The sequence below is a fragment of the Kitasatospora sp. NPDC001132 genome (genome assembly GCF_053598415.1).
Map to the genome: position 1 here is coordinate 26,117 of NZ_JBSFKF010000013.1, position 23,221 is coordinate 49,337.

At 72.4% G+C, this 23,221-nt stretch carries 18 protein-coding genes, 3 tRNA genes and 1 pseudogene; 7 read left to right on the forward strand and 15 right to left on the reverse strand.

Going from position 1 to position 23,221, the window contains the following annotated elements; genetic code table 11:
- The first annotated feature begins 75 nt into the window (after window positions 1-75).
- From ACWDBE_RS19265 to ACWDBE_RS19290, 6 genes are all read left to right on the forward strand, one after another.
- A tRNA-Ser gene (locus ACWDBE_RS19265) sits at window positions 76-169 on the forward strand.
- 251 nt (window positions 170-420) lie between these two features.
- Window positions 421-496, forward strand: a tRNA-Arg gene (locus ACWDBE_RS19270).
- A gap of 31 nt (window positions 497-527) precedes the next feature.
- Window positions 528-603: transfer RNA gene (locus tag ACWDBE_RS19275), tRNA-Arg, on the forward strand.
- 353 nt (window positions 604-956) lie between these two features.
- Window positions 957-1,904: a hypothetical protein gene (locus tag ACWDBE_RS19280; protein WP_449808612.1), complete on the forward strand. Its 948-nt coding sequence runs from the start codon at window positions 957-959 to the stop codon at window positions 1,902-1,904.
- Window positions 1,905-2,098: 194 nt separating this feature from the next.
- Window positions 2,099-3,376 carry an SPFH domain-containing protein gene (locus tag ACWDBE_RS19285; RefSeq protein ID WP_449788511.1) on the forward strand — a complete coding sequence of 426 codons (1,278 nt, stop codon included), beginning with the start codon at window positions 2,099-2,101 and terminating at the stop codon, window positions 3,374-3,376.
- The gene (locus ACWDBE_RS19290; RefSeq protein ID WP_449808613.1) at window positions 3,373-4,374 is read left to right on the forward strand and encodes a C40 family peptidase; all 1,002 of its coding nucleotides are present in this window, start codon (window positions 3,373-3,375) and stop codon (window positions 4,372-4,374) included. The genes ACWDBE_RS19285 and ACWDBE_RS19290 overlap by 4 nt, the downstream gene beginning before the upstream one ends.
- Window positions 4,375-4,434: 60 nt before the next feature.
- Here the strand turns inward: ACWDBE_RS19290 and ACWDBE_RS19295 are convergent, their stop codons facing one another.
- The 4 genes from ACWDBE_RS19295 to ACWDBE_RS19310 form a co-directional block, all read right to left on the reverse strand.
- On the reverse strand, window positions 4,435-5,493 hold the full coding sequence (locus tag ACWDBE_RS19295) for a hypothetical protein (protein WP_449808614.1): 1,059 nt from the start codon (window positions 5,491-5,493) through the stop codon (window positions 4,435-4,437).
- Window positions 5,490-7,697 (reverse strand): hypothetical protein, encoded by a 2,208-nt coding sequence (locus ACWDBE_RS19300; RefSeq protein ID WP_449808615.1) that lies wholly within the window; start codon window positions 7,695-7,697, stop codon window positions 5,490-5,492. Before ACWDBE_RS19300 ends, ACWDBE_RS19295 begins: the two co-directional genes overlap by 4 nt.
- A 13-nt stretch (window positions 7,698-7,710) precedes the next feature.
- Complete coding sequence (locus ACWDBE_RS19305; protein ID WP_449808616.1) at window positions 7,711-8,106, reverse strand: WXG100 family type VII secretion target; 396 nt, start codon at window positions 8,104-8,106, stop codon at window positions 7,711-7,713.
- Between the two features lie 193 nt (window positions 8,107-8,299).
- The gene (locus ACWDBE_RS19310) at window positions 8,300-9,253 is read right to left on the reverse strand and encodes an aldo/keto reductase (RefSeq protein WP_449808617.1); all 954 of its coding nucleotides are present in this window, start codon (window positions 9,251-9,253) and stop codon (window positions 8,300-8,302) included.
- Between the two features lie 153 nt (window positions 9,254-9,406).
- Between ACWDBE_RS19310 and ACWDBE_RS19315 the strand changes: the two genes are divergently transcribed.
- Window positions 9,407-9,607, forward strand: a complete 201-nt coding sequence (locus tag ACWDBE_RS19315) for a hypothetical protein (protein ID WP_449788505.1) — start codon at window positions 9,407-9,409, stop codon at window positions 9,605-9,607.
- A 54-nt stretch (window positions 9,608-9,661) separates the two neighbouring features.
- Here the strand turns inward: ACWDBE_RS19315 and ACWDBE_RS19320 are convergent, their stop codons facing one another.
- From ACWDBE_RS19320 to ACWDBE_RS19370, 11 genes and pseudogenes are all read right to left on the reverse strand, one after another.
- Window positions 9,662-10,666 carry an endo alpha-1,4 polygalactosaminidase gene (locus ACWDBE_RS19320; protein ID WP_449788504.1) on the reverse strand — a complete coding sequence of 335 codons (1,005 nt, stop codon included), beginning with the start codon at window positions 10,664-10,666 and terminating at the stop codon, window positions 9,662-9,664.
- A 22-nt stretch (window positions 10,667-10,688) separates the two neighbouring features.
- Window positions 10,689-11,384, reverse strand: coding sequence for a spherulation-specific family 4 protein (locus ACWDBE_RS19325; protein ID WP_449788503.1), 696 nt, complete (start codon window positions 11,382-11,384; stop codon window positions 10,689-10,691).
- Window positions 11,381-12,298, reverse strand: coding sequence for an NAD-dependent epimerase/dehydratase family protein (locus ACWDBE_RS19330; protein ID WP_449788502.1), 918 nt, complete (start codon window positions 12,296-12,298; stop codon window positions 11,381-11,383). The genes ACWDBE_RS19325 and ACWDBE_RS19330 overlap by 4 nt, the downstream gene beginning before the upstream one ends.
- Window positions 12,299-12,426: 128 nt before the next feature.
- Window positions 12,427-13,128: pseudogene (locus tag ACWDBE_RS19335) on the reverse strand (nucleotidyltransferase family protein); the annotation flags it as partial.
- A 75-nt stretch (window positions 13,129-13,203) separates the two neighbouring features.
- Window positions 13,204-14,196: an SDR family NAD(P)-dependent oxidoreductase gene (locus tag ACWDBE_RS19340; RefSeq protein ID WP_449788501.1), complete on the reverse strand. Its 993-nt coding sequence runs from the start codon at window positions 14,194-14,196 to the stop codon at window positions 13,204-13,206.
- Window positions 14,197-14,324: 128 nt separating this feature from the next.
- Window positions 14,325-15,845, reverse strand: coding sequence for a hypothetical protein (locus ACWDBE_RS19345; RefSeq protein ID WP_449788500.1), 1,521 nt, complete (start codon window positions 15,843-15,845; stop codon window positions 14,325-14,327).
- 100 nt (window positions 15,846-15,945) lie between these two features.
- Window positions 15,946-17,460: a GT4 family glycosyltransferase PelF gene (gene pelF, locus ACWDBE_RS19350; RefSeq protein ID WP_449808618.1), complete on the reverse strand. Its 1,515-nt coding sequence runs from the start codon at window positions 17,458-17,460 to the stop codon at window positions 15,946-15,948.
- A gap of 114 nt (window positions 17,461-17,574) precedes the next feature.
- Entirely contained in the window at window positions 17,575-19,941 is a 2,367-nt protein-coding gene (locus ACWDBE_RS19355; protein WP_449788498.1) for a hypothetical protein, read from the reverse strand.
- 689 nt (window positions 19,942-20,630) lie between these two features.
- The gene (locus ACWDBE_RS19360) at window positions 20,631-21,536 is read right to left on the reverse strand and encodes an RNA polymerase sigma factor SigF (RefSeq protein ID WP_449808619.1); all 906 of its coding nucleotides are present in this window, start codon (window positions 21,534-21,536) and stop codon (window positions 20,631-20,633) included.
- A gap of 145 nt (window positions 21,537-21,681) precedes the next feature.
- Window positions 21,682-22,527 (reverse strand): RNA polymerase sigma factor SigF, encoded by an 846-nt coding sequence (locus ACWDBE_RS19365; RefSeq protein ID WP_449788496.1) that lies wholly within the window; start codon window positions 22,525-22,527, stop codon window positions 21,682-21,684.
- Window positions 22,528-22,853: 326 nt separating this feature from the next.
- Window positions 22,854-23,147 (reverse strand): Dabb family protein, encoded by a 294-nt coding sequence (locus tag ACWDBE_RS19370; RefSeq protein ID WP_449808620.1) that lies wholly within the window; start codon window positions 23,145-23,147, stop codon window positions 22,854-22,856.
- Window positions 23,148-23,221 lie beyond the last annotated feature (74 nt).

Here is a 23,221-nt window from a genome sequence, read left to right on the forward strand (position 1 = left end):
GTGCCAAGGCCCACGGTTGTGGCATCATCACTGACACACGGAACGGTTCCGCTCGCGCGGGGACGCTCCTTGTGGGGAGGCTTCGCCTAGTCCGGTCTATGGCGCCGCACTGCTAATGCGGTTTCGGGGTTATTCCTGATCGAGGGTTCAAATCCCTCAGCCTCCGCCAGCCGGGAGCCCCCGTCGACGATCTCGTCGGCGGGGGCTCTTCGCGTTCCCGGGTACGGACCGGGGGTGGCCCGGAGCGGTTTCGGAACCCGTTCGGAACCCGTTCAGGGCGGTTCGGAGCAGCCCGGAGCGGTTCGGTAGCGCGGCGGTGGCGGGGCCCCGGACGAGCCCGGATCAACCGATTTCGTCCTACGCCGCAGGTCATGTAATGTTGTCCCCGCAACGCCCCGGAGGCAGAGTTCACCAGGGCGAGCGCTCATAGCTCAACGGATAGAGCACTTGACTACGGATCAAGAGGTTGCAGGTTCGAATCCTGCTGAGCGCACCAAACTCCGCAAGATCGGGTTCGCCCGTTCCTTGCGCTCATAGCTCAACGGATAGAGCACTTGACTACGGATCAAGAGGTTGCAGGTTCGAATCCTGCTGAGCGCACCATCGAGAAACCCCCGGCCATCGGCCGGGGGTTTCTCGCGTTCCCCGGGGTTCCCCGCGGGTGATTCGAACGGGGCCGTCGGGTGGATGGTCCCGTTCCGGGGGCCGGCACTCGCCGGATGGGTCCGGTGCTCCCGTTCCCGCGTCCGTTCGGGTGGCGTCGATTGCCGCCTAATGGATGAAATGCAGCTGTTTCGGGTACATCCCGTCCTGCCGCCCGGATGACCGCCGAACGGGTGGGACACGGTCAAAAGCCCAGGTGTCTCGATATGACCGGCTCAGGATCGTGATTCCTTTTTGTCGGATCTTGTGCAGACTGCCCGCCGCCCAGGCAGCCGACCGCGAAGGAGAGCCGGATGAGCCGACAGTTTCCCCGTACGGCTGTCGCCCTGGCCGTCCTCGCGAGCGGGCCGCTGACCGCGTGGAACGCCCCGCTCGCGGCGGCCCTGCGGCACCCCGACGCCTGGCCCTCCGCCGAGGCCCCGGACGTTCCCGCGCTCACCGTCCCCACGATCACCGTCCCCGCGGACACCGACGACCCGGGCCTGCGGCTCACCGGCACCGGCGAGGCCGGCGGCATCGTCTCGGTCGTCGACCAGGACTCGGGCGACGACCTCTGCATCACCGGGGTGCCGGCGGACGGCCGGTGGTCCTGTCTGCCGGTCGAGGACCTGGCGGACGGGCCGCACCTGCTCACCCCGTTCGCGGTCGATGTGGCGGGGGGCCGGACGCCCGGGCCGCCGGGCGAGCTGGTCGTCGCCACCGGCCTGCCGGAGCGGCCGGTGCTCACCTCGCCGGCTCCGGGGGAGTTCGTGCGGGTGCGGGGTGCCACCGGGGGAGCGACGCCAACGTCGAGTCCTTCCGTCGCGGTGGCGTCGAGCCCTGCGGCGTCGCGCCCGGCCGAGCCGAGCCCGGGCGCCACGGGTTCGGCGGTGGCCACGTCGAGTCCGTCCGTCGCGGCGGTGCCGGCGGTGGCGCCGTCCAGGGCCACCTCGCCGACCGTGTCCACCCGGCCCGCCGTCCCCGCCCCTTCGGCCACCGCGACCGTCTCCCCGACCCCGACCCCGGCCCGGGCTCCGGCCATCGGCCTCGGCGCCTCGCCGGTACCGGCCGCCGTGGTGGAGCCCGGCGAGCCCGCCGCCCGGCCGTCGGCGGCGCCGGTGGTGGCCGCGCAGGGCTGGTCCGGGCGGCCCGGGGCGGACGGCTGGCGCGGTGGACTCGCCGGAGTCCTGCTGGTGCTCACCGGCCTCGGGCTGATCACCCGTCGGGTGTTCGCCCATAGGAACGGTGCTCCTCGGCGCTGACCCGCGCCGAACTGTCCCGACCATCCACTCATGTGCCTGCGCGTCAGGTCGGCTTTGGATGATTCGTCAGTAAATGTCGACACACCTCGGTTCAAATGTCGCATTTGATGACGTATGAACTTAGCCTGACCCTGGCACTGCCCGTCAGATCCGGGCCGCCCGTTGCGCGACACACAGACCCAGAGGATCCGTGCATGGACGTCACCCGCGATTCTTCGCAGCGACCCGACAACCTGCCCAAGGCGCTCCCGCCGGCACTGCCGGAACGTTCCGGCTCCGGCTCCAGTCCGCTGGCCAGCGCCACGACCGTCCGGACCGTCAAGCCGGGCGGCCCGGTCGACAGCGGTCCGGCGACCACCCCGCTGGCCGTCGTCCCGCACCCGTCGCCGGCCGGCGGCGCGACGGCGGTGCGCGACCCGCTGGAGTCGGCCGCCCCGGAGACCGTCGAACTCCCGGACCCCACGGCGGCCGGGGCCCCGGCCGCCACCACCTCCCGGCGCCCGCCGCGCGCCGACCAGGCGCTGCGGGAGCAGCCCGCCACCGCGCTGCCCGGTTGGGTCGCCCTGCTGGCGGTGCTGATCGGCGTGGTCGGCGTGCTGCTCGTACTGCTGCGCACCGGTGTCATCCCGTACTGGGACGCGCTGCCCGACCTGCGGGGCAGTGCCGTGCGGGAGAGCGGCCTGGTGGAGGTGGACGCGAAGTGGATCGCCGCGGCGGCCGCGGCCGGCCTGCTGGCGGTGGCCGCGCTCTCCGGGCTGCTGGTCAACGCGGGCGGCGAGACCCGGGTGCTCACCCGTTGGGGCCGCTACCGGGGCACCGTCCGCCGGACCGGCCTGGTCTGGGTCAACCCGCTGCTGCGCCGTCGGCGGGCGGACGTGCGGCTGCGGCACTGGCGCAGCGAGCCGGTCAGGGTCGTCGACCGCACCGGCACGCCGATCGTGGTCCGGCTGCTGATCGTCTGGCGGGTCAAGGACACCGCACGGGCGCTGCTGGCGATCGAGGACCACGAGAGCTACCTGCGCGAGCAGGTCCAGGCGGTACTCACCCGTACCGCGTCCACCCTGCCCTGCGACAGCAACGCCGCGCCCGGACCGGCGCTGCGCGACGGGCAGTGGTTCGCCGACGAGATGACCAGGGCGCTGGCCGCCGAAGTCGCCCCGGCCGGCCTGGAGGTCTACTCGGTGCAGCCGCTGGCCCTGGACTACGCGCCGGAGGTGGCCGAGTCGATGCGCCGCCGCCGGCTGGCCGACCTGGACGCCGGTCTGCGCACCGTGCTGGTGGACGACGCGGTGGAGGCGGCGGCGCTCGCCGTCCGCCGTCTGGAGCGGGCGACGGCGCACGAACTGGACGAGGCCGCCCGCAGCGCGCTGATGGAACAGCTGCTGGTCGCCTTCGTCGCCCCGGCCGGAGTGGCCGCCTCGGTACCGCCCCCGGCCGCCCGCGCCGGGCGGAAGGAAGGACGACCCGCATGAGGATAGCCACCGGCGCGTACGCCGAACCCGCCGAGGCCGTGGGCCCGCTCGGCCCCGACGGTGATCCCGGTCTGATCGGCTTCGAGGAGCGCCTCGGCCGCATCCCAGCGATCGAGGGCTGCGGCTGCGCGAACTGCGTCGTCCGGCCGCGCACCGCCCGCTCCGCGGCGGCGGCCGGCGGCAGCCGAATACACCGGGCCGTGCGGAGCACCTGTCTGGCCACCACCGTGCTGGCGGGCGCCGGCGTCGTCGGCCTGACGGCCGGCGCCGGATCCGCGCACGCCGCGGCCGGGAAGCAGGGCTGGGACGGGTCGAAGTACTGGTTCAAGAACGGCCGTGGCGAGTGGCGCTGGACCAGCCACTACGACGTCTACGCGAGCCGCACCGGTCAGTCCGGCGGCTCGGCCGGCGCCACCGCCCAGGCCGTCTCCAACGGCTCGGCCTCCTCCGCCGGGATGCGCCAGGGCTGGGACGGGTCGAAGTACTGGTTCAAGAACGGCCGTGGCGAGTGGCGCTGGACCAGCCACTACGACGTCTACGCGAGCCACGCCGGTCAGTCCGGCGGCTCGGCCGGCGCCACCGCCCAGCCCGCGCCCCCCGCGAGCCGTCCGTCGACGAACCCCGCGCCGGCCTCCGGGAGCATGGAGGCGGCCATCGACTACGCGCTCGCCCAGCTGGGCAAGCCGTACGTCTGGGGCGGCAACGGCCCGTCCGGCTACGACTGTTCGGGACTGGTCCAGCAGGCCTACCGGCGCGCCGGGATCAGCCTGCCGCGGGTGGCCGACGACCAGTACGCGGCGACCACGCCGATCAGCGCCGGGCAGCTGCGCCGCGGCGACCTGGTGTTCTGGTCCGACAGCGGCCGGGCCTCGGGGATCCACCACGTGGGCATCTACCTGGGCGGCGGCAAGTTCGTGGAGGCCCCGCGGCCGGGTACGACCGTCCGGGTCTCGACACTCAACTCGGGCTACTACCCGACCCACTTCGGGCGGCCGTAGCCGCGAGAACGGTGACGGGCCCCCGGCAGCGCGATGCCGCCGGGGGCCCGTCCCGTGTGCTCAGGGCAGCTGGGGCGCCGAGCAGCCGTGGCGCTGGGCGGACCGGGCGGCGAAGATCCGCAGGGCGTCCTTCTCCAGGGCCGGGTCGGGCGCGGCGATGTGGTTCCCGTCGAACACGGTGGCCACCGTGAAGAGGGCGGTGGCGCCGCCGGGGCAGGTGGCGGTGGCCCAGGCCACGTCGTCCTTGGCACCCGCCGGGCCGGTGACCGGGTAGTCCGCGACCGCGGGGAGGACGTCCGCGAACGGCGGGTAGTACGCCCCCAGGCGGAAGCGCGGGGCGTCCTGGCCGGCGTACAGGAAGCAGTCCTCGATCGGGGCGTCCGGGTCCGCCGCGGACTCGTTGGTGGTGCCGGACAGGCCGGCGCAGGTGCCGGTGGCCGCGCCGTCCGCGACCTTGACGTACCGGGTGTCCGCCGGGACCTCGGTGATCTCCGGTCCGGAGGGCGCGGTGCAGCCCCAGACCCGGGCGGCGCCGTCCGCGGCGCGGGCGGCGAAGCGGGCGAACCGGGCCCGCCGGGCCGGGTCGTCGAGGACGTGCTTGCCGTCGGCCGGGACGGCCCCGACGGTGACCAGCAGGCCAGGGGAGTTCGGGGCGGGGCAGTCCAGGGCGACCACGGCGGTCGCGCCGATCCGGCCCTGGAGGTCCAGGACGCCCCTGCGGCCGTGGCCGAGCGGCATCACCATGGTGGTGGAGAGGTTCGGACGGTCCCGGCCGAGCCTGTGCAGCGCCCCGTCGGCCCGCTGCTGGCTCCGGTCGATCCGGACGTCCAGGAAGCCGTTGCCGGGATTCCCGGCGTTGTCCACGGAGCAGGCGGCCAGGCCCTCGGGCACCTTGGCGTCCTTGCCGCGCGCCCGGTCCACCCCGAGCAGGTCCTCGACCTCGGTGGTGTCCACGCTGCCGTGGCAGAGCCCGGCCAGCGAGCGGCCGTCCTGCCAGCGGTCGTACCCGCCGCCCAGGTAGAACACGGCGCCGGTGACGAGGACCAGCCCGACGGCGGCGGCGACCGGAAGCCGCCACCGCCGACGGGCCCCGCGCGGTTCCGCGGGCTCGGCCGTCACTTGTTCTCGCCCCCGCGGCCGAGGGCGGCGGCGGCGTCGCTGCGGCCGGTGTTGTAGATCGTCCGCATCTGCTGCTCGTCCCAGTCGACGGCCGGGGCGTCCGGGTTGAGTCCGGCCCGCTGCTGCTGCCACTTCTCGACCATGGCGCTGATCCCCTCGTGTCCGCTGCGGCCGTCGGCGCCGGTGAGGGTGTTCGCCTCGATCCGGCCGGCCGCGGCCGCGTTGATCTCGGCGGTGGCGTTCATCTGCCACCCCATGATCCCGTCACCGAGCAGGCTCTGGGCCATCGCCCCGACCCCGGGGACCGGGACGAGCTTCAGCGGGGTGCCGATGCCCTGGTACAGGCCCTTGGCCTGCCAGGCCTTGACCTTGGTGTCGTCGTCGCGCTCGTCGAGGATGGCGTCGGCCTGGACGGCGTCGTACACGCCGAGGGCGACCGAGGAGTTGGCCATCACGCCCTTCCACTCCTTCTCGCCCACGTTGGGCGGGAGTTCGGCGAGCTGCTGGGCGACGTGCACCATCTCGGCCTGCTGGACGACGTGGTGGGACTCGGGGTCGTCGGCGATGCCGCGCAGGACCCGGACCAGGGAGCCCTTGTCGGTCGCCATCCTGGTCTCCCCGGTGACAGGGTCGACCCAGACGCCGCTGGCGTCCTCGCCGGAGTGGTCCTTGGCGGCGCGGTTGGTGCCGGAGAGGATGTCGTGGGTGTCGGCGGTGTAGTCGGCCAGCGCGTTGGCGATCGGGCGCTGCATGCCGGCCGGGAGCTTCTCGTGGCCGATGCCGCCGTCCAGCATGTTGACGGTGTCGCGCATGACCCGGGCCTGGGCCTCGCTGTGATGCCTGACGGTGTCCTCCTGGCCCGCCCGGTCGCCGGTGGCGGCGGCCTCGATGGCCAGGCCGAGCGAGTGCTGGCCCTGGACGTACTTGCCGTCGCGGATCTCGTCCGGCCAACCGCGCTCGTCCAGCAGGTACTTGAGGTGGTCGTTGGTCCGGGGGTCGCCCGGGTCCAGGAAGCGGGTGGAGGCCTGGGGGTTGTGACTGAGCGACTCCATGAAGCCGGCCACGGCGTCGCCGCCACGGCCCTCGCCGAGGTGGTCCCACTTCGGCTGGGTGGAGTCGGGCGCCCAGACCACCTGCGGATCCACCTTGGCGTCGCGCTCGTACTTGAGCAGGCTCTCGCCGTAGGAGTTGAGGAAGTCGGAGTCGTACTCGCCGGAGCGCATCAGGCTGCTCATCAGCTGGTAGCCCAGTGGCATCGGGCCACCGCCCTCGCGCTTCACGAGCTGGGGACCGAGCTTGATCATCTCGTTCTCCCAGTCCTGCATGGGCTTGGAGTGGCTCTGGGTGGCGGTGCCCAGGGTCGCGCCCAGCGAGGCCTGGAGCCGCTTCACGGCCTCGTTGCGCTCCTTGCTGTACCTGCCGAACTTCGCCGGGTCGTTGACGTCGCGCCAGAAGTCCAGGGTGCCGCGAGGGCCGAGCGTGGTGGCGAACTGCTCGGCGAACGCCGGGTCGCTCTTGCGCTTCTCCAGCAGGGAGTTGAGCCTGGTCAGCTCCTCGACCGAGAGGTCGCCGCCCTTTCCGGCCAGGGCGAGCGCGTCGGCGAGGTCCTTGCGGGCCTCGGTGGCCTCCTGGAGGCTGTGGTAGCCGTTGGCGTTGAACGAGTGGTCGTTCGCGCCGTTCGGGTCCGCGCGCAGCGCCCAGGCGGCGGCCTGGTCCGCGTCGGCGGCCTGCTGGAGCGCCGCTTCGAGGCTGTGGACCAGGTTCTCCACCGCGCGCTTGCGCTGGGGAAGGAACACCGTCTGGTAGTCCGGGTCCTCCTGGGCGCTCTTGTCGTTGAGCAGCGGGTGGACGTCGGTGACCTTTCCGGTGCCGTCCACCTTCAGGTGGTCGGCGGGGCCGTCCTCGTCGGCGATCTTCTTGAGCAGGTTCTGGGCGGCGGTGAACTGCTGGGCGGCGTCGGCGAGCAGCCCGCTGATGTCGGCGGACTCCTTTCCGGCGGCGTCGAGCTGTTCGGCGGCCTTCTTGATCTGCGCGCGGGCCTGGGTGGCGGCCTCGCCCTCCCAGCCGGCGGCCAGCTTGTCGGCGACCTCGCTGGTCAGCCGGTCCTTCAGGCCGACGTAGCGGGCCTGGAGGGTCTTCCACTCCTCGGCGGCCGCGTGCAGCGGCTCGATCCTGGCGTTGCGGACGATCTCGTAGCTCAGCACGGTGGTGGCCCCCTCAGTTCCCGCCGGACAGGTTCTGCTTGTTGGCGTTCTCGGTCGCCGTGTACTGGTCGGCGGTCTTCCGCAGCCGCTCGGCGATGTCGTAGAGGAGGTTGCCGAGGGTGGAGACCTGGCTGTCCCAGCGGATGGAGCGGTTGCGCAGCTCCGGGCCGGTCTGCCAACTGGTCAGCGCGGCATAGGCGGTGGTGGTCTTCTCCGCGGCGGTGTCGTCGACGGTGTGGAAGTTGCCCCTGATCTCGTCGACGGTGCCGGCCCGCGCCTTCAGGTCTGCGGGGCTGACGGTCACCTTGCCGCCGCCCCCGCCGCCACCGGCGGAGTTGAGCCGCAGACCCGCGTACTTCTTCCGGTCCTCGTCGTCGAACAGGCCGTCCCAGGCAGGATTGTCAGCCAAAGCGTTCCCCCGTGCTGGCGTCTCGGTCATGAAGTCTTGGTCCGTGCATGGTCGTTCATTGACCATGACTTTTCGGCCCCGTCGATGGTTCCCGAGCCGACGGACGTGATCCGGAACGTCGCGGGCCGCGAACCGCGCCCGGAGCGGGGCGAGTTCGCGGCCTACGAGGGGGGAGCTTCCGGACCGGCGCGGCTCAGGCGGAGGCGGCGTCCAGCAGGGCGGTCTGCTCCGGGGTGAGCTTCAGGGTGGCGCCGGCCAGCAGCGCCGGGAGCTGCTCGACGGTGCGGGCGCTGGCGATCGGGGCGGCGACCGTCGGTCGGGCGGCGAGCCAGGCCAGGGCGACGGAGGCGGGCTCCACCTCCTGCTCGGCGGCGACGGTGTCCAGCGCCTCCAGCACCTTGGGGCCGCGCGGCTCGGCCAGGTAGCGGGCGGCGCCCTCGGCGCGGGCGCTGTCCACGCCACCGACGCCCGGGCGGTACTTGCCGGTCAGGAAGCCGGAGGCCAGCGCGTAGTACGGGACGGTGGCCAGGCCGTGCTCGGCGACGACGTCGGCCAGCGGGCCCTCGAAGGTGTCGCGCGAGACCAGGTTGTAGTGCGGCTGGACGGCGACGTACTTCGCCAGGCCCTCGCGGTCGGCGAAGGCCAGCGCCTCGGCGAGCCGCTCGGCGGAGACGTTGGAGGCGGCGACCGCCCGGACCTTGCCCTCGCGGACCAGCTCGTCCAGCGCGGTGACGAACTCCTCGACCGGGGTGTCGTCGTCCCGGTGGGTGTAGTAGAGGTCGATCCGCTCGACGCCCAGGCGGCGCAGCGAGTCCTCGGCCGCGGCCTTGACGTTGGCGGCGCCCAGGCCGTAGCGCTCGGCGAGCATGCCGACCTTGGTGGCGATCACGACGTCCTCGCGGTTGCCGCGGCTGCGCAGCCAGTTGCCGAGGACGGTCTCGGACTCGCCGCCGGTGTTGCCCGGCGCCCAGGAGGAGTAGACGTCGGCGGTGTCGACGAAGTTGCCGCCGGCCGCCGCGTAGGCGTCCAGGACGGCGAAGGACTGCTGTTCGTCGGCCGTCCAGCCGAAGACGTTGCCGCCGAGGGAGAGCGGGAAGACGGACAGGTCGGAGGTGCCGAGGCTCACCCGGCTGTGGTTTCCGGTCATGATCCCAGTCAACCGGATCGCGGCGGGGTGTGTTCCGTGAACCGTACGGTTTCACGGGCCCGTCGTACCGCTGTCGCACGTGGGGGTGGTGTGTCCCGCGCGACGGGGGTCCGGGGTGTGCCTGAGGTGGGCCGATTCGTTAGAGTCCCTGCCATGGCTGACAACGACTACGACCCCGCCGGCAGCACCCAGATGTTCCGGGCGTTCGTCGACGAGAGCCCGGCCCCGCAGGCTCCGGGCAACGTTTCCACCTACGGCAGCAGCAAGAGCGGCAGCCGCACCGGCGTGATCGCGCTGATCGCCGTCGTCGCGCTGGTCGTCCTGGGCGGCGTCATCTGGCTGGCGGTCAAGTGACCCTCGCGCGGGTGGCCCTCGTCCGGGTCACCCGCGCGACGGGAGCGGGAATCCTCAGCAGGGCTTGCGCCAGGCGTTCAGCTCGAGCTTCTTGCGCATCGAACTGAAGCCCAGCGACTTGGCCTTGGCGCAGAACTGGTCCGTGTCGAGCTTGTACTCGACGTGGAAGACCGCCTTGCCCGCCTTGACGAACGGGGCGACCCGGTCGCACTCGTCGAACTGCGCGCACTCCTCGTTGACCGCGAAGTCGAAGTCCCCGAGCAGCGCCGGGATCTGGTCGAGGTCGTTCTTGAGCCCGATGGCCAGGCCGCGTTCGTGGGCGAGCTGCGCCAGCATCCGGTTGTACCTGAGCTGGTCGTCGGAGGTCAGCGGGAAGCCGCTGTTCTGGTTGTAGGCCTCGATGGTGTCCGGTTCGACGGCATCGAAGCCCTTGCTCCGGCACATGTCGAAGCGGGCGGCCATCAGCGGCTTCAGCTGGTCGAGCTTGCGGATGTCGAACCACTTCTCGCCCTTCCAGCCGGTGTCCGAGCCCTGCAGGGACTTGGCGAAGGCGGCGGAGTCGGGGCGGAAGTCCTCCCAGGAGCCGGCGTTGATGTAGCAGATCACCTTGCGGCCCTTGGCGTGCAGGGCGGCCACCACCGAGGCGTCGTTCTCGAAGCCGTCGATGTCGTAGACCGGTACGTCCACGGACTGGTCCACGCCGCCGCCGAGTTGCCACTGCCAGGCCAGGCCGGGGGTGGGCTGCCAGCGGGCGCCGGCCGGCGGCGGTGCCGGGCTGCCGGGCGGGGTGGCGGGCGGCGGGGTTCCGCCGGGCGTGCCCGGGGCCGGGACGGTGGTGCCGGGAGCGGTGGGTACGGGGGCGGGGTTTTCCGGCGCGGCGGTGGTCGCGTCGGGGGTGCCGGGGGTGTTCGGCGCGGTGGCCGCGGGGGAGTTGCTCGGGGTGCCGTCGGCCGAGTCCTGGTCGTCCTCCGATCCCGAGCTGCTGCACGAGCTGACCAGCAGGGCGGTGGCGGTGGCGAGGGCCAGGGCGGCCGGAAGCAGCCGGTTGCGACGGTTCACGGTAGTCGGACTCCGGATCGGGTCAGGTCAGTTCAGCGGCGTTCAGGCCGTACGGCAGGGTGCGCCAGGGGTTGTCCCCGGCTCCCGGTACGGCGCAGCCGACGCCGGCTCGCCGGGCGGCGATCAGGGCGGCGGCGTCCCGGGCGTGTTCGGCGGGGACGTCGTAGACCAGGTGGCAGAAGCGGGAGGCCGCGTGCCGGCCGGTCCACAGCGGCAGCGTCATGCCGCGGTAGGCGTCCCAGTCGCCCTCGAAGGTGACCAGCAGGTCGGCGAGGCCGACCTCGGCGTAGCCCGGGTCCGGGTGCTCGCCGTGGCCGAACACCACGGTGCCGCAGCCGGCCGCGCGGGCGGCCGTGGCCAGCCGCCGGTAGTGCGCCAGCGCGCCCGGGTGGGTGCTGACCTGGTCGAGGTAGACGCCGGTGATGCCGTGGCGCTGGCGGTGCGTCAGGATGTCGGCCACCACGGCGGCGTGCGGTCGGCGTCCGTAGTCGGTGTCGGTGTATCCCACCAACGGCAGGCCTGCGGCGCGGAGTTCGTCGGCCGCCTCGGCGAAGACGTGATCCGGGACCGCGCCCGGGCCGTCGGCGAGGTTGAGCACGACGGCGGCGACCCGGGCGGGGTCGGCGGCGGCGACCGCCCGCCAGGCCGCCGGGTCCACCGCGGGGTGGACGTACAGCGGCACCAGCAGGCGGCCGTCGGGGGTCTGCCCGGCGGTCATGCGACCACCGGGTCGGGCGTGGGCCCGGCGGTGCCGAGCCACAGGTCCCGCAGGGTGTCGGGGAGCTCCGTCTCCGGCTGCCAGCCGAGTTCCCGGGCGGCGGCCGACACGTCGGCCTGCTGCCAGGAGACCCCGGCCGAGCGTTCCGAGCCGGCCCCGCTCTCGTCGATCCGGCCGGTGAAGCCGGCTGCGGCGACCAGCCCGTCGGCGATCGCCCGGACCTGCCGGGCGTGCCCGGAGGCCAGGTTGAGCACCCGGGGGAGCGGGCGGTCGGCGGTGACGGCCAGGCCGACCGCCTTCGCCACGTCCCGGGCGTCGACGAAGTCCCGGTACGCGGAGAGGTCGCCGACCGTGATCACGCCGTCGGCGCCCTCGGGCGCCACCCGGCGCAGCTCGGCGGCCAGCCGGCCGGGCAGCGAGCCCGCCGGGGCCCCGGGGCCGACCGGGTTGAACACCCGCAGCACCACGGCGTCCAGCGCCGAGCCGGCCACCGCGAGGGAGCCGGCCAGCTTGGTCGCGCCGTACACGCCGACCGGGCGGGCGTCGGCGTCCTCGGCGAGGGACTCGCCCCGCGCGCAGACGCCGTACTCGCCGGCCGAACCGATGTGCACCAGGCGGGCCTTCGGGGCGCCGAGGGACAGCGCCTCGCAGAGCACCGCCGGGCCGCGGGCGTTCACCTCGGCGAGCTTGACCGCGCTGCCCGCCACCGCGCCGGCGAAGTTGACCACCGCGTCGGGGGCCAGCGCGGACAGTTCCTCGCCGAACGGGCCGGCCTGGGCGGTGGCCAGGTCCAGCCGGAGGTCGTGGGTGGGCCGCCGGCCCGCGGTCAGCACGGTGGCACCGGGCAGTGACCGCAGGACGGCGGTGGCGTGACGGCCGAGGAAGCCGTCGCCGCCGAGGAGCAGGATTCTCACGCGGCCCGTCCGTCGCTCTCCACGCCCGCGGCGGCGGGCTCGGCGGTCGCGTCGTCCGGAGCGGTGCGGGCGGCCGGGATCGGCAGTTCCGCGACGCCGCCCGGGGTGGGGCCGGTCGACTCGAAGGGCATCAGGACCGGGCGGATGGTGGAGAACTCGGCGTTGGCCCGGTCGTAGTCGTCGGGTCGGCCGATGTCCAGCCAGTAGCCGCCGAACTCGTAGGCCGCGGGCGGGGTTCCGGCGGCCAGCAGGTCCAGCACCAGCTCGTCGAAGCCCAGCGGCAGGCCGGGGGTGTAGTCGGCGAGTGCCGAGCGGGAGACGCCGTACACGCCCATCGAGACCCGGTAGTCGATGCTGGGCTTCTCCTGGAAGCCGGTGATGGTGCCCTCGGAGGTGGTCAGCACCCCGAAGTCGATCTTGACCTGACGGGCGTAGGTGGCGATGGTCAGCGGGGCGCCGGACGCCTCGTGGTGCTTGAGCACCCCGGCGAAGTCCAGGTCGGTCAGAATGTCGCCGTTCATCACCAGGAAGTGCTCGGGCAGGCGCTCCAGCATGGTGAGCAGCGGGCCCATGGTGCCGAGCGGGCTGTCCTCGACGGCGTAGCCGACCCGCAGGCCCCACTGGGAGCCGTTGCCGACGTAGGCGCGGATGATGTGGCCGAGGTGGCCGATGGCCAGGGTGACGCTCTGGAAGCCCGCGGCGGCGAGCTGTCGCATCACGATCTCCAGGATCGCGTGCTGGTCGCCGATCGGAACGAGCGGCTTGGGAAGCGCGGTGGTGTACGGGCGGAGACGGACGCCCTTACCGCCGGCCAGGATCACTGCGTGCATGGTGTTTCCCCCACGGAAAGGATGTGCAGGACACGAACCTTGGTTGCCAGGACGAGCAAGATCGGTTGCGGCGGGTCAGACGTTGTAGATGTCGGTCTTGTAGCGGGCCAGGTTGGCCGGGTCGCGGAAGAACTCGATGGTCTGCTCCAGGCCCTGCTCCAGGCTGAACTCCGGGGCCCAGCCGGTGGCCCCGCGCAGCCGGGTCGCGTCCGCGACCAGGCGCATGACCTCGGAGTTGGTCGGACGGATGCGCTGCTCGTCCTCCTTCACCACCAGGTCCACGCCCATCAGCTTGCCGATCAGGGTGACCAGGTCGCCGACCGAGATCTCGCCGCCGGTGCCGGCGTTGAAGGTCCGGCCGACCACCGTCTCGGCGGGGGCGGTGCCCACCGTGCGGAAGGCGTTGGCGGTGTCCTTGACGAACAGGAAGTCGCGGGTCGGGCGCAGGTCGCCGAGGGTGATCTCGGTCTGGCCGGCCGCGACCTGGGCGATCACGGTCGGGATGACGGCGCGCATCGACTGGCGCGGGCCGAAGGTGTTGAACGGGCGCAGGGTGACGACCGGGGTCTCGAAGCTGGCGTGGTAGCTGTCCGCCAGCCGGTCCCCGCCCGCCTTGGAGGCGGCGTACGGGGACTGGGTGTTGATCGGGTGGTCCTCGGTGATCGGCACGGTCTGCGCGGTGCCGTAGGTCTCGCTGGTGGAGGTGTGCACCAGGCGGGGGATCTCCAGGTGGCGCACCGCCTCCAGCACGTTCAGGGTGCCGGTGACGTTGGTGTCCACGTACGAGTGGGGGGCTCGGTAGGAGTACGGGATCGCGATCAGGGCGGCCAGGTGGTAGACCGCCTCGGTGCCCTTGACCAGGCCGTTGACCGAGCCCGGGTCCCGGACGTCGCCGAGGATGATCTCGACCGACTCCAGCACCTCCGCGGACAGGGTCTCCAGCCAGCCGAAGGACGAGAACGAGTTGTACTGGACCATCGCGCGGACGTGGTGCCCGTCGGCGACCAGGGTCTCGACGAGGTGGGAGCCGATGAAGCCCTCGGCTCCGGTTACCGCGACGCTGCTCATGCGGATTTCGCTTTCTCGATCTGCCGGGGCGGCCGGGTGACGGCCCGCCGCCGTCGACGGGTGGGTGTCTCGGGTGGAACGGGTACGGCGGTGCACGCGAAGGAAGGCGTGCGGGATATTCGATGTGTTCAGCGGTGCTGGGTGGTGCGGCCGAGCGCGGGCCCGGCGAGTGCGGTGAGGACGACGGCGGCCGCCCCGCAGCCGATCAGCTGCAGGACGATCGGGTCCACACCTGCCAGCAGCCCGGCGCTCTCGGCGACCGCGGCGGCCAGACAGACGAGGGCGGTGCTCCAGCTGAACCCGAAGGCGTTCAGCAGCAGCGCCAGCCAGAGCGAGCCGCCGAGGAGCAGCATCGCGCCGAGCTGCGGTACGCCGAGCGCGGGGGCGCCGGGCCACAGCACGGTCGCGGCTGCGTCCAGCGCGGCCACGGTGGTGAGGTAGATGAACAGACAGCCGAGCAGGATCGCACCGGTGCGGCGGGAGAACTGGCCGCTGGTGTGGCTGGTGCGCAGCGCGGCCACCGCCAGCGCCCGGTAGCGGAAGAGCAGCCACTCGGCGAGGCCCAGGCTGAGCGTCAGCGCGATCATGGCCGGGCCGGTCGGGGTGGTCGACGTCCCCTGCGTGGCGTGGCCGCCGGTCTGTACGGCCTGGTGGATGGTCCCGCCGAGGCCGGCGATCAGCGTGAGCGCGCCGCAGGCCAGGCCGAACAGCAGGTGCGGGAGCTCCTGGCGGACCGACAGCTTCAGCTCGACGGACTCGCGTTCGCCGCCGCGGATGCAGACCATCAGCTCCCGGACGGCCAGCCCGACCGCCAGTGCCACCGAGGCGAGCAGCACCACCGTACGGACCAGCTGCGGGACGTCCACCGCCAGCACCACGCCCGCGCCGACCGAGGCCGGGGCCAGTGCCAGCAGCAGGAACTTCTCCCGCCCGAGCACCAGCAGCACGGTGGCCGCGGCCAGGTAGCAGGACTGCCCGGCGGCGAAGCACAGCGCGCCGAGCGGCCCGCCGACCACGTACGCGGCGGCCGAGGCGACCAGCGCGCCGGCCGGGGCGCCGAAGGCCAGGCAGACCGCGGCGTCGCGGCGGCGCAGCCGGCTCAGCCAGCGGTAGGAGCGGTGCGCCAGTGCCTGGTTGAAGCCCCAGCTGACCAGCGTGGCGACGGACAGCGCGAGCATGCCCGAGGGCAGGCCGAAGCGCATCCGGGCGGTCGCGAACAGGTTGGCGCCGAGCAGGTAGCCGAGTCCCGGCAGCGCGAACACCAGGCCGCGCACCACGCAGCGCCAGGGGTCGGCCCGCCAGGGGTTGGCGAACTCGGAGCTCGGGCCGGGGTAGCGGCGCTCGACCTTCTCGAACAGCTCCTCGGCGACGGTGAAGGCGTCGGGGCGGCCGTACAGCAGGGCGGCCTGCTCGTCCGAGAGACCGTCGGACTCCAGGAAGGCCGCGATCTCGTAGGGGTGGACGGCGTCGGCGCAGACCTCGCGCAGGCGCTCGGCGAGTTCGTCCAGCGGGTCCGCGGGCAGGTAGAGCGAGTCTTCCGGCTCCGGCTCCGGCGGGACGGGGCGGCGGCGCTTGAGCGGCAGCGCGCGCAGCTGCATGGTGTGCTCGGGACCGCCCTCGCCGGGGATCAGACGCAGTGGACCACTCATGCGCCCACCTCACTGTGCTCGGCGGCCGCTTCGCGGGACACGCGCCGCTCGATGGTTCCCTCTCCCGCGGCCTTCGGCCGGGGGTACCTCCAACGCTCGTTCACGCCCCGACCTCGCTCGGCTCGGGGCGGGCGGCGGCCAGCTGCCGGTCCCAGTCGGGGCTGGGGGCCTGGTCGGTGACGGCGACCATGCCGCCCGGCATCCAGCGGGCGGTGCCCAGGAGTTCGGTGTAGATGCCGCGGAAGCCGTCGATGTTCTGGCGGAGGGTGAACTGCTCGATCACCCGGAGCCGGGCGCCCTCGCCGAGCCGGGCGCGCCGTTCGGGGTCGCGCAGCAGCTCGATCGCGGCGGCCGCCATCGGCTCGGGTTCGCGCGGGGGGACGACCAGTCCGGTGTCGCCGACGGCCTCGCGCACACCGCCGACGTCGGTCGAGACGGTCGCGCGGCCGCAGGACATAGCCTCGATCAGGGTGAACGGGAAGCCCTCGCTGATGCTGGAGAGCATGACCACGTTGCCCGCCGCGTACGCGTCGGTGATGTCGGCGACGCGGCCCTCGAAGGCCACCGAGTCGGCTATGCCGAGCTCGGCGGCCAGGGCTATGCAGCCGTCCCGGTACGCCTCGCCGCCCTTGGGAGTGCCGCCGAAGAGCCGCAGCCGCGCCTCGGGGATCTCGCGCCGGACGATGGCGAAGGCCCGGATCAGCGTCTCCAGGTCCTTGATCGGGTCCACCCGGCCGGCCCAGCTGAGGGTCGGCGTCTCGGGTTCGGGGCCGGCCGGCGGGAAGGCCGCAGGGTCCACCCCGTTGTAGACGGTGCGGATGTGCGAGGACGGCGTGCCGCCGCGCTCCTCCCAGCGCCGGTTGTACCGGTTGCCGGGGGTGACCAGCGCGGCCTGCCGGTAGCTCTCCTCGGCGAGCATCCGGTAGAAGCCGAGCAGCAGTGCCTTGACCGGCCAGCGGTACGGGCCGGTGCGGTAGCCGAGGTAGCGCTCGCGCAGGTAGATGCCGTGCTCGGTGAGCAGAAACGGTACGCCGTACTGCTGAGCGGCGATCAGCCCGGGCAGGGTGGCGAGCCCGCCGCTGGCCGCGTGCGCGACGCCGTCCTTGGGCGGCTCGACCGAGAGCGGCCGCAGGGCGTGCTCCAGCAGGTCGGTGGCGTTCAGGGCGTCGTGCAGGGTGGGCCGGGAGACGGCGGTCGGCAGGTAGTCGCGGGTCCAGACGTGCTGGAGGGTGCGCAGGGCGCGCTCGCTGCGCAGCGCCGGGCTGAGCAGCCCGTGCCTGGCGAGGTCGGCGAAGCCGTACAGCTCGGTGCCGAAGTGGGTGGTGTAGACCGGATCGAGGATGGAGTGCAGGAAGCGCTCGTACGCGTTGAGGAAGCGCCGCATCTCCTTGCCGCGCGGCGGTCGGCCTTCCGAGGCCGGCCCCCACAGCGGTGCGGTGGTGACCGACCGCACGTTGGCGGGCAGTTCCCAGGCCAGCGGCTCGTGACCGGTTCCGGTGACGGCGATGACGTCGAACTCGACGTCCGGCATGCCCTGAACGAGCTGGTCGCACCAGACGCTCACGCCGCCGTGCTGGTGCGGATACGTCCCCTCGGTGAGCAGGGTGACGCGCATTCCTGTCCCCCCTCCTGTTCTTGCGTCGGTTCCGGCCTGGATGACCGGAACGGGAGCCGTGGCGGGGCCGGGCCGGGCGACCGGCCCGACCCCGCCGACGGCGGGTGGTACCGGTTACCGGTTGTCGGAGCGTCCGGTGGTGCTGCTCGGCGTGGCCGTCCCCCCAGACGCCTTGCCGTTCTTCGTCGCAGCGGTGTCGCCGTGGTGGCCGTTGCCGCCCTGACCGATGGTGCCGGCGACGACGTCCTTGCCGGGCACCGGGGTTCCGCTACCCGGGACCAGGGACGCGGCGGGCTTGCGCGTGGTGTCGCTCGGGCCCACCGGGACCGGGGTGGCGACGCCCTGCGGCACGACCTTCTTGTCCGCCGGCACCGGGGCCGGGACGGACTTGGCCGCGACGCTCGGGGCGACGGCCGCCGGGGCGGCCGGGGCGGACGGCAGCTGCAGGGTGACGCTGCTCTGCAGCGCGCCCGGGGACACCCAACCCGAGAGGGTACCGGCGTAGGACGAACCGAACCCGCCCGTTCCGATGGCCAGCTTCTGAGCGGTTCCGGTCGGCATGGTGGCCTGGACCTGAACGCCGGACGGCGCGTTCACGGTGACGGTGTTGCCGACCCGGTAGGCGGTGACCTGGCCGGCGGCGAGCGCGTTGTTCCAGGCCGCGCGGCGCTGGAACTCCTGGCCGATCTCGCGCTGGCTCAGGTTCACGATCGGGGCGTTGTCCGCGTGCAGCGAGCGGTAGGTGCCGAGGACCTTCTCCAGCACCGGGTACAGGATGCGGTCCTCGGACAGGTTCGACTGGTGCACGAAGTGCGGCCGCGGGTCGTTGTTCAGCACGTGGCCGAGGTCGATCCGGGCCTCCAGCGGCACGATGTACGACTGGTAGCCGGTGTTGACGTCCAGCGGCTGCGACAGGCAGGTCGAGTTGGCGTTGTTCTCGCAGACGCCGCTGCCGCCGTTGGCCTTGCTGGTGTAGATCCAGTTGTACTCGTCGGCCTCCTCCTTCGCCGTGCCGGCGTTGTAGAAGACGTTCATCGGGTACCGCGGCACGGTCAGCGTGGAGGTGCCGACGGCGCGCTGGCCGCTCTCGCGGGAGGCGTCGCTGGCGGTGAACTTGATGCCGTTGGAGGCCAGCGCCGGCGCCAGGTTCGGGTTGTCGCTGGTCTCCTGCGGGGCGGTCAGCAGACCGGAGTGCTCACCGGTGACCAGGGTCTGCGGGTCGACCTGGAGGCTGCGCGCGGCGGCCCAGTCGAAGTTGTTCCGGATCTGGGTGGAGATGGTGTTCTGGTCGACCCAGACCGTCCCGCCCGCGGCGTTCTTGCTGCAGACCCACGGCACCACGGTGACGTTCTGGACGCAGCCCAGGTACGGGTGGGTGTAGGTGTGGTTGACCCACCGGTAGCTGCTCTGGTCGGCGATCATCTGGTCCGCCGTGGGGTCCACGGTGGTCTCGTGGTCGGCCTTCCAGTCCTCGCTGCCGCCACCGTTGAACACCATGTCCAGGGTGAAGTTGTTGGCGGCCTGCCACTGCTTCAGGTGGTTGGCGTCGTCGACGGTCATCCGGATCGGGTTGGCGGTGTCCGGGGTGCCGGGCGGGCAGGTGACGTCGCCGGGGGTGCACTTGAGCGCGGTGTCCCAGCGGTCGTCGGCCAGGAAGACGTCGTCCACGTGGGTGGCGAAGTAGTTGCGGTCGTAGCCGAGGTGGACGCCCTGGGTCAGCCAGTCGACCATGCCGCGGGCCAGCAGGCGGTACTGCTGCTGGTACTGGTTGTAGACGAACGTCACGACCAGTTCCTTGCGGCCGTCGTGGGTGTACTCGCCGACCAGAGAACCGCGGGCGGTCGTGCTGGGTATCGGCGCGTCGACCAGCGGGACGAACGAGGAGCCGGCCGGCAGGCCGGCGAGCGGGGTGGCCAGGTACCCGTAGCTCTCGCTGACGTTCGGGTCGTTGTCCTCGAACGGGACGCTGCCCTTGAGGTACCCGAACGGGCCCGAAGTTCCGGCGGCGGTGGTGGCGCCCTGGAATCCGTCCAGAGTACCCACGAATCCCGGATTCTGAGCGTAGTTCAGACCCACGGCCGGGTTGGCCCACGTGTACGCGTCGATCTGGCGGACGTTGAATGCGGCTTCGTAGCTCGCGATCGCCGTCATCTCGGCGGCACTGTTGGGGAAGGGGTTTTCGTTGGGCAGCACGATGCCCTGGAACTTCCCCCGGGGCAGGCCGTTCACCGTGTCACTCAGGAAAGCGGAGGTGATGACGGGTCGGTTGGGGTCGTTGAGGCTGACGACCTTGTAGGGCGTCCCCTGGCTCTTCAGCTCGGCGGCGATGGCCGCGACGGACGGGCCGCCGTCGTCGACGACCAGGACGGTGAGGTCGATCCTGGGCGGCGTGGTCTCGCCGTGGGCCAGGGTGCTCTGCAGGCCGCTGGCCAGCAGGACTGCCGCCGCGCACGCGGCGACTCTTCGGGTCGCTCGACCCATGGTGATCCTCCCCTTGGGGCAGGCGCGGCGCTGCTCGCCGCTCGCCTGCCCGTGTAGCTGTTCGCGGGCAGCAGGCTGCCCGGGGCCCATCCTGGTCGAGGGACAGCGGTGCGAGGGGCCAATTGGGCGAGAGTGCAGCGAACCTGTTACCAACGTTCATGGCGAAGCCATGAAGGCGCTGATTGTGACCGGAACCGTACCGGCGGCGCAAATAATGAATTGAGAATGAAAAATCGGAAGCTGAGTGCTACAGGTGGTTACCGACGGTGTGGCCCGGTGGGGCGGACGGGACACCTGCACTGTTGCCCTTGCCCATCACACTCTTGCACATCCCGCTGCCCCGTTGGGCAGGTTCATGCAATATCGGGCACCGCTGTGCCATGTGACAGTCCGAATATGCAATGGAAGTGCTCGCGCGGTTGATCAGCATACCGAGCCGCGGGGATTCCGGACCGTACGGAATGCGTCACCGGAGCCGGGCGGAACGCCGCTGGTCGGACGCGGACCCCGGTGCCGCGCGGTGCGCCGGACACCCGGGATCCGGGCCGCTGATGGGCGGCTGACGGGCGGATTTCCCGTCGCGGGACGGCGCTGCGCGGCGATGGCCTGAACCGTGCCACCGCGCAGGATCGGCCCGGCACACGGCTCGGGGCCGGGCCGAAGAACGGCCCGGCCCCGGTGCGGCGGGCTCAGCCCTCGTTGATCAGACCCTCGCGCAGCTGGGTGAGCGTCCGGGTGAGCAGCCGGGAGACGTGCATCTGGGAGATCCCGATCTCCTCGCCGATCTGCGACTGGGTCAGGTTGCCGAAGAACCGCAGCATGATGATCCGGCGCTCACGCGGCGGCAGCTTGGCCAGCAGCGGCTTGAGCGACTCCCGGTACTCGACGCCCTCCAGCGCGAGGTCCTCGTAGCCCAGCCGGTCGGCCAGCGGCCCGTCGCTGTCCTCCTCGCCGGTGCTGGAGTCGAGCGAGCTGGCGGTGTACGCGTTGCCGACCGCGAGGCCCTCGACCACGTCCTCCTCGCTGACCCCCAGGCAGGTGGCCAGCTCGGCGACGGTGGGGGAGCGGTCCAGCCGCTGGGAGAGCTCGTCGCCGGCCTTGGTGAGCGCCAGCCGCAGCTCCTGGAGCCGCCGCGGAACGCGGACCGACCAACTGGTGTCCCGGAAGAAGCGCTTGATCTCGCCGACCACGGTGGGCATCGCGAAGGTGGGGAACTCCACCCCGCGCTCCGGGTCGAACCGGTCGATCGCCTTGATCAGGCCGATCGTGCCGACCTGGACGATGTCCTCCATCGGCTCGTTGCGGCTGCGGAAGCGCGCCGAGGCGTACCGGACCAGCGGCAGGTTGAGCTCGATCAGGGTGTCGCGGACGTAGGCGTGTTCCGTGCTGCCGGGGTCCAGCGAGGCCAGCCGCAGGAACAGCGAGCGGGAGAGCGTCCGGGTGTCCAGCCCGGAGCCGGGCGGCGTCTCCGATCCCGCTTCGGGGCCGGGCGGCCGGACCGGTTCGACCCGCTGCCGCGGGACCAGGTCCTCGACGACGGCCGTGCCGTTGGCCTGGCCAGCGTGGATCTCCGCAGTGCCCAGCTCTCCGGACATGCACCCACCCCCTTGTGACTGTCAGTTGAACGGGGGCCGTCGCGCGGTGGTTCCCGGGCGAGGGCCTTCCCCCTCCATACCGGAACACGGTCCACGGCAAACCCGAACGTCGCAAGATGTCACGCCGGGGTGACGCGCTGCAATCTCACTCTTCCCAGGAGTTGCCGGTCCGAAGCCTGGTCAGGATCCGTGAGAGCAGCCGGGACACGTGCATCTGGGACATCCCCAGCTCGGTGCTGATCTGGGACTGGGTCAGGTTGGCGAAGAAGCGCAGCATCACGATCCGCCGCTCCCGCTCGGGGAGCTGGACCAGCAGGTGGCGGACCATGTCCCGGTGTTCGACCTCGGCCAGCGCGGAGTCCTCGTACCCGAGCCGGTCGAGCAGGGCGAGCCCGCCCTCGTGCTCCTGCGCGGCCTCCAGGGACGCCGCGTTGTAGGCCCGCCCGGCGTCCAGGCAGGCCCGGACGTCCTCCTCGGGGATCCGCAGGCTGGCGGCGATCTCGGGCACCTTGGGCACCCGCCCGTGCTGCACCGTCAGCTCCTCCATCGCGCCGCTGACCTGGACCCACAGCTCCTGGAGCCGGCGCGGGACGTGCATGGTGCGGACGTTGTCCCGGAAGTAGCGCTTGATCTCGCCCAGGATGGTCGGCAGCGCGTAGGTGGGGAACTGGACGCCGCGGCCGGGGTCGAAGCGGTCGATCGCGTTGATCAGGCCGATCGTGCCGACCTGGACGACGTCCTCCATGGGCTCGCTGCGACTGCGGAAGCGGGTGGCCGCGTAGCGGACCAGCGGGATGTTCACCTCGATCAGGGCGGCCCTGACCCGTTCCCGCTCGGGGGCGTCGGGGGGCAGTTCGGCGAGCCGCTCGAACAGCACCCGGGTCAGCGTCCGGACGTCCACGACGGGCCGGCCGCCGGGACCGCGCAGCCGGTCCGGGCGGAGCTCGCCGGCCGGGCTGGTGATCGCAGCCAGCACTTCGTCCACGGACACCTCACCCCTCCCAAAGTCGTCGACGGCGGGCCCCGCGGATCGGGTGTCGCGGCCGGTTCTCCACCTAGCCAGGTCCGGCAAAACCGGTCATAGCATCACAAGGTGGGCACAGGTCGGGCAAGCACCCGACGGAGGTGTGTTGGTGGGGCTTTCAACGTTTCCCGGGCCGGCCGGCGAAGCGCCGCACGGGTCGCTCCGGGGACGGAGCAGAGCACCCCGCCCGCGGGTGCGGACGGGGCGCGGCGGCCGTCCGGGGGAAGGGCCCGGGACGGGCGCGGGACCGGCTCGGGGCGGGCCGGTCGGACGGCTCTGGGCCGGACGGGTGCTCAGACCTCGACGTCGGCGATGACCCAGGTGGCGAACTCGCGCCAGAGGCCGGCCGCCGCCTGGTGGTCAGGGTGGGTCAGGTAGGCCTGGAGGGCGTCGCGGTCCTCGACCAGGCTGTTGATCGCGTAGTCGTACGCGATGTCGCGCTCGGTGGTGTTCCAGCCGCACTCCCACTCGCGCAGCTCGGGGATCACCGCGCCGAGCGCCTCGAAGGCCTTGGCGCCGGCGAGCACGCGCGCTTCGTCCTTGCCGACGCCTTCGTTGAGCTTGAACAGGACCAGGTGGCGGATCACGATTGCCGCTCCTCGCGGACGGGGACAGAGGGTCCCGCACACCGTAGCCGGTGCACGGGGGCCGGCGGCCATTC